Source organism: Bacillus sp. 05T31 (assembly GCF_056396725.1).
The window spans coordinates 1-6,623 of sequence record NZ_JBFTMA010000619.1; the positions used below are offsets into that span (position 1 = coordinate 1).

Here is a 6,623-nt window from a genome sequence, read left to right on the forward strand (position 1 = left end):
AGACAGAACATTGCCCTGATTATTTTTTTAGAAATGGAAGGCAGGAAAAGTAGTATTTTATAGAAAGGAGGATATAGATGAATGAGTTAAACAAAAATATTGGAGAAAATATATACGTTAAATTAATCGGTGAAAAAAGATTTAAAGGTGTATTAATTGATGTAGGAAATGATATTGTAGTTCTTTACAATGGACAAGACTATGTATATATATCTTTATACCATATCCAGTATTATAAATTTTTAAGAGAGCATGATGAAGAAATATTAAAGCCTGGTGTGGACTCTGTAATTAAGAGGGAATCACCTTCAATTTCTTTGAGAAAAGTATTAATCACATCTAAAGGGATTTTTACAGAAATTTATGTGGCAGGAAATGTTCCGATACACGGTTATGTTACAAGTGTGATGAACGATTATATTGTTTTTTATAGCCCTGTTTACAAAACTGTATATATATCTTTAAAGCATTTGAAGTGGTTAATTCCTTATAAAGAGAACCAAGTGCCTTATTCCCTCAATAAAAATGAACTCCCCGTAAATCCATTAAATATTACTCTAGCTAGAACTTTTGAAGAACAGCTTATTAAAATGTCAGGGAAAATTATGGTGTTTGATTTAGGCGAGGAATCTAATAAAATCGGAAAGATGACGAAAATTGATGAAGGGCATATTGAAATATTAAAAGCACGTGACGCAAAAATGTACGTGAATATTCAACATGTGAAATCTGTCCATTGTCCGTAGGCTAGTTGAAAGGGCTGGCCTTTTCTTTTATATATAGGGAAGAAAAGGTCGAGCCTATTTGTTTAATTCGATTTGGATATGAGGGGRMAATGAATTGAATATCATATAGGTATGTTAGTGTGATCTTTGAAGGGGCAATCTTGTACTAAAGGTGTACGAGCTACCTTTTTGTGTATTCAACTCACTTTTGAGGAAGTGCTGCTTAACTACTTTATTAAAGGGGTTTTGTTTGTGGAGCAGTTTCCAGATTCGTTTTCGATTACATTACTTGGCAGTGCTGGTGGAGCAGCAAAAGCAGTGTTAGCAATTTTGAATCAAGCGGTAGTAAATGAAAAAGATCCAATTTATGAAGTGATAAAGAATGTGAACTTCCATTTGGTGGATATAAAACAAAAAGATAAAAGTTATTATGATGAGTTGTTTCCAAATTTGAAAGAGCAATTTTTTTTATATGAAATAAACCTTCAAGATGTAGTCAAATTTAAACATCATTTAAAGGAAAAAAGAACGAAGGTTGTTATTGATGTTTCAGGTGCAGATACAATTAGGGTACTGAGTTGTTGTAATGACCTTGGCATTTGTTATATTAATTCGGCTTTGGAAAATGAGGCAGTAGATCAAGACGATAGTTTACTTGGTTTTCAGCTTACGGAAAGGTATACGAGGTTTGAGAAGGAGAAAGAAACATTTACAAATACAAGAGCGATTATAGGCTCAGGTATGAATCCTGGTGTTGTTCAATGGATGGTTGTTGAGCTTATGAAAGAACGTCCAAATGAAAAGCCGCGAGCATGCTATATTGTAGAACATGATAATTCATTTTTGAATGATAAAGAGCTTATAAAACCTCATACACTTTATGCATCATGGGCAGTTGAGCGTTTTCTTGATGAAGCGATATGGAGTTATCCTATGTATATGAGTCATCATCGTCCACTTTACTTTTATGAGGATGTATATGCTTCAGAGTATAAAGTAAAGTTAGGTGAAAAAGAATTTTATGGTTGCTTAATGCCACATGAAGAAGTTTTAATTTTAGGGAAATCTTTTAATATGGAAGTGGGTTTTCTTTATCGGATCAATGCATACATGTATAATGTAATGAATAGTAGCCAAGTTTTTCGAAAATATAAAACAAATGCGACGTACTTCCAAGTAGGGTGTGGAATTTATGCTGGCTTATGTAGTTTACTGTTAGATACTTTTGGACAAGGCGCTTATTATGTAGAAGAATTATTATTAAATACTGAAAGTAAGTATGGGGAATATTTAAATTTATATATGAAGGATTTTGTAGTAGGACATAATAATTTTACAGATGGATTGCTAAATGATAGGGTAAGATGGATATAAATTGTAACTGAAAAGGAAGGAGCTGTATCTCCTTCCTTTTAGTATTAGAAGGTTACATGTTGCTCTGAAAGCAATTTCATAATTATAATTTAAAGAGATAACACTTGAAATGTTTTTTTGTATTGATCAAGAGGAGTTTTTATATGAACAAATACAAGAGCTTGATTTATGAAGAAAGAGAAGCTTTAAAAGTATTTATATTATTATTCTATATTATATTCTTTTTATATGACGTTATCTATTATTTTGTTTATCCCGCTATGAATATTAATGAAGCAAGGGTAGGGTGGCCAGAAGGTGGTATGGGAATAGGTGTATATATATTAGTAATATCTTTATTTCCTATTTCAATATATCTTCAAAAACAAGGTTATGCATATTTTGTGAAATACTTATTTTTAATTGGGTACATGCTTATTGATCTTATTAATAACTTAATGATTTATTTACACAGTGATCGTGTTTTTGAAAATGGAAATATGGTTGAAATATTTTTAATTCTATTTGCACCGATTTTCGTGAACAGAAAATATTTTTATTTMGTTTCCTGTAGTGTAATTGGAAAGTATGTATTTTTTACTTTGATATTACAAGATGTAAAAGTTGTGATTCCGCTTGTATTATGTATATTCTTTTTCATCATTTCGCATTCTTTATTAAAGAGATTTCAATCTTATGTAAGGACAGTTGTTGAGATGATGAACAGTATGAAAGAGACAGAAAACTTAGCGGTTATTGGGACTATGTCTACAACAATCGCTCATGAAATTCGAAATCCATTAACAGCTWTAAAAGGRTTTACRCAAATKCAAAAAGAAAGAAAYCCTGMWGATACGATGAGCTATGAGATTATGCTGCAAGAAATTGAGAGAATTAATGGGTTTGTTAGTGAATTGATGTTATTAGGAAAACCGAAACCAACAAATTATGAATGGTGTAATATAGGGGAAATCCTTTTATATGTTGTACAGTTAATGGAAAGCTATGCGACTCAATATAAAGTGAAATTTAATTTGCAAGTAGATGGAAATTTACCCGTTATAAATGGTGATGATAAGCAATTAAAACAAGTGTTGTTAAACATCATCAAAAATGGAATTGAATCGATGCCAGGAGGCGGGAATATTCGGATTCTGGCATATGAAAAAGCTGGAGAGAACTTGTGTATTTCTGTTGAAGATCAAGGTCTTGGGATAGAAAATGAGAAAATAAAAAAGATCGGAAAAGCTTTTTATACAACAAAAGAGAATGGTACAGGTCTTGGATTAATGATTACATATAAAATTATTGAAGAACATCAAGGGAGTATCGCGATTGAAAGTAGTATGGGGATAGGAACGAAAGTGGAAATTTATTTACCAACAGTGTAGTGCATTAGACGAAATTACTTTTCAGAAAAGTGTTCTTGTTGTGTAAATATAAACATTTTATAAAATGTTTCAAGAAGGGTTTTTTTTATAAAAMACTTCGTTTATAATGGAGGAAAATATCGACATAGAGCTTTTAGCTCRTGTAACGGTTCRGTAGTGTTATGAAAAGAAAAGAAGGGGTGCACGCGCATCCTTTTTTCTATGCAGATATGATGAAAGGGGTGGTATGATGGAATTAACATTAAATTCGACTGTATGCTTACACACGATTCAATTTCGAAAAGAGCAAAAGAACTATATTGTAAAAGATACGATTACAGGAGAGACATATGAAATGCCGCCACTTTGGATTGATGCACTAGCAATGATGCGTGACGGTTTTTTATTGGGAGAAATTGAGGAGAAATTAAAAGAAGAATATCCAGCAGAAGAAGTAAATATGGTAGCATTTACGAGGCAACTGTTAGAGCTAGAACTTGTCGAAATGGTAGATGGAGAAGAGATAGCTTGTACAAAGAAGAAAGATAAAGATTATTTAGCTTGGATACGCCCAAGGGTGGAGCAATTCTTTTTTAACTTAAATAAAAAATATAAAAGCAAAGGTCAAAAGTGATCTTTGCTTTTTTTGTAGACCATGTTTAAAAAATAACAGCGAATGCCCTTGCGAAAGCACCGTCACTATTTTTAATTTTTAAAGGTGCTGCTGAGAAAAAGAATCGTTTCGCTTTAATGGCATCTAAGTTTGTTAAGTTTTCAATTAAGTAAATATTATTTCCTAACAGTATGTGATGAATCGGTGATGTTTCTGTCGTTACCTCATCAGGAGAAATAAAATCTAAACCGACAGATTTTACTTTTAATTGAACTAGTTCTTCAGCTAATTCTTCGGAAAGATAAAACGCTTCTTTCTCATAAGCTTCGGTATTCCATTTATTAGATAGATTGGAATTTCATTTTACATACCTCCAATATATTTTTTTCAAATAATAAAAAGCCCATCCTTCATAATCAAGAAAGATGAGCTTTACATACTAGTTGAGTTTTATCTTCCAAAATGCAATGCATTTTGCAGGAATTAGCACCTATTCAGTTTGCATAAACTGAGGTTGCTGGGCTTCAAAGGACCGGTCCCTCTGCCTCTCTTGATAAAGGTTTATTCGGTTTTAAATTCGGAATGTTTGTGATATTTAAATTGTAATTCATTTCCTTTTTTCGTGCAATACAAATTAGGTGTTCACCCAAATAAAGTTGCTCGCATATTGTAGCTTATGTAAGTAGACTGTTGCGAAGGAGTGAGTGCAGTGACAGGGAATGTATTGAATTATTATGCTGGTGGCAATACAGCTAGAGGATTTCATAATTTATACGAAGAGAATTTAAAAGGACTAGATAGGTTGTTTATTTTAAAGGGTGGTCCAGGAACGGGAAAATCTTCTTTAATAAAGGCAATAGGGCGTGAATGGGTTGAAAAAGGATATGATATTGAACTTTTGCATTGTTCTTCTGATAATAAGTCAGTTGATGGGGTGATTATTCCGAAATTAAAAGTAGGAATTGTTGATGGAACATCACCGCATGTTATTGAGCCGAAAATGCCAGGAGTTATTKAAGAGTATATAAATTTAGGAGTTGCTTGGGACTCAGATAAATTAAGAAAGCAGAAGTTAGAAATTGAACGGTTTGTATTAGAAGCGGGCAAGGCTTTCAAATCTGCTTACGGATGTTTTAAAGAGGCGTTAGTTATACATGATGAGTGGGAGAAAATATATATTAATAACATTGATTTTAATAAAGCAAATGAACTAACAGAACAGCTAATTCAGAAATTATTTGCAGATAAAAAGGGAAAACAATCGATTGTGAAACATCGTTTTTTAGGAGCTGCTACACCGAAAGGAGCAGTTGATTTTGTTCCTAATTTAACAGAAGGATTACCACATCGTTATTTTATAAAAGGACGCCCGGGTTCTGGAAAATCAACAATGCTTAAAAAGTTATCGAAGGCAGCAGAAGAAAAAGGTTTTGACGTTGAAGTATATCATTGCGGATTTGACCCGAATAGTCTTGATATGGTTATCGTAAGAGAATTAGGATTTGCAATTTTTGATAGTACCGCACCACATGAATATTTTCCAAGTCGCGAAGGTGATGAGATTATAGATATGTATGCTCTTATTGTTAAACCAGGGACGGATGAGAAGTATGCTACAGAAATTCGTGACGTTTCCATTCAATATAAAGCAAAAATGAATGAGGCGATGTCTTTCTTAGCAAAAGCAAAATCAGTTCGTGATAAATTAGAACGAATTTATATTGCTGCTATGGATTTTTCAAAAGTGGATGCATATAAAGAGGAGATTCAAAATGAGTTTGAACGCATTGCGGCTACTGTAATGGAAAAGAAAAAATAGGTGCTTTATTGAGCTGTCAGAAATTTTCTGACAGCTGTTTTGGTATATAGTAAAATTAGTCGTATATTTGTCGAATTACCAGGGAAATAATCAAAAAATGGAGATGGTATGAAATGAGAGAGAAAATTGAATTAGAACTAGAACGAATTGAAAAAGAGAATGATGTGAAAATTTTATTTGCAGTGGAATCAGGGAGTCGTGCTTGGGGATTCCCATCGAAAGATAGCGATTATGATGTTAGGTTTGTTTATATACATCCAGTAGAATGGTATTTATCAATTCATGATAAGCGTGATGTAATCGAATATCCAATTAGTGATGATTTAGACATAAGTGGTTGGGATATTAAAAAGGCATTGCAACTGTTTGCAAAGTCAAATCCAGCGTTACTCGAATGGATTCGATCGCCGATTTTTTATTCGAAAAACTCGAACCTTCCAGAACAGCTTCAGCAAATGAGTGAAAAGAATTTTGATCCAAAAGCAACGATATATCATTACTTACATATGGCTTCAAAAAATTATCGTGAATTTTTGCAAGTTGAAAATGTAAAGTTGAAAAAGTACTTTTACGTATTACGTCCTATTTTAGCTTGTAAATGGTTAGAAGAGAAAGGGACATTGCCCCCAGTAGAATTTGACCGGTTAATTATGGAACTATCAGTAGAGCCTAGTGTATTGAATGAAATTGAAAAGTTGTTAATAAAGAAAAAAGCAGGTACTGAATTGGACGTTGGATTGAAA

General features: G+C 32.6%; 6 protein-coding genes, 1 pseudogene and 1 riboswitch. Of the genes and pseudogenes, 6 read left to right on the plus strand and 1 reads right to left on the minus strand.

Annotation, left to right across the window (positions count from 1 at the left end; all coding sequences use genetic code 11):
* The first annotated feature begins 77 nt into the window (after positions 1–77).
* The 4 genes from AC1DJR_RS25300 to AC1DJR_RS25315 all read left to right on the plus strand — a co-directional run bounded on the left by AC1DJR_RS25300 (position 78) and on the right by AC1DJR_RS25315 (position 4,082).
* Positions 78–746 (plus strand): LSm family protein, encoded by a 669-nt coding sequence (locus AC1DJR_RS25300; RefSeq protein ID WP_002016710.1) that lies wholly within the window; start codon positions 78–80, stop codon positions 744–746.
* Positions 747–977: 231 nt separating this feature from the next.
* The gene (locus AC1DJR_RS25305) at positions 978–2,099 is read left to right on the plus strand and encodes an S-adenosylmethionine decarboxylase related protein (protein ID WP_477003789.1); all 1,122 of its coding nucleotides are present in this window, start codon (positions 978–980) and stop codon (positions 2,097–2,099) included.
* 143 nt (positions 2,100–2,242) lie between these two features.
* The gene (locus tag AC1DJR_RS25310) at positions 2,243–3,469 is read left to right on the plus strand and encodes an ATP-binding protein (protein ID WP_477003790.1); all 1,227 of its coding nucleotides are present in this window, start codon (positions 2,243–2,245) and stop codon (positions 3,467–3,469) included.
* Positions 3,470–3,698: 229 nt separating this feature from the next.
* Positions 3,699–4,082 carry a hypothetical protein gene (locus AC1DJR_RS25315; protein WP_033708170.1) on the plus strand — a complete coding sequence of 128 codons (384 nt, stop codon included), beginning with the start codon at positions 3,699–3,701 and terminating at the stop codon, positions 4,080–4,082.
* A gap of 25 nt (positions 4,083–4,107) precedes the next feature.
* On the opposite strand, the pseudogene AC1DJR_RS25320 reads toward AC1DJR_RS25315, so the two are convergent.
* Positions 4,108–4,419: pseudogene (locus AC1DJR_RS25320) on the minus strand (cyclase family protein); the annotation flags it as partial.
* Positions 4,420–4,508: 89 nt separating this feature from the next.
* A riboswitch (SAM riboswitch) is annotated at positions 4,509–4,621 on the minus strand.
* 149 nt (positions 4,622–4,770) lie between these two features.
* Here AC1DJR_RS25320 and AC1DJR_RS25325 point away from each other — a divergent pair.
* Positions 4,771–5,880, plus strand: coding sequence for a PRK06851 family protein (locus AC1DJR_RS25325; RefSeq protein WP_477003791.1), 1,110 nt, complete (start codon positions 4,771–4,773; stop codon positions 5,878–5,880).
* A 113-nt stretch (positions 5,881–5,993) separates the two neighbouring features.
* The coding region (locus tag AC1DJR_RS25330) for a nucleotidyltransferase domain-containing protein (protein ID WP_477003792.1) at positions 5,994–6,623 on the plus strand (630 nt) is incomplete at its 3' end.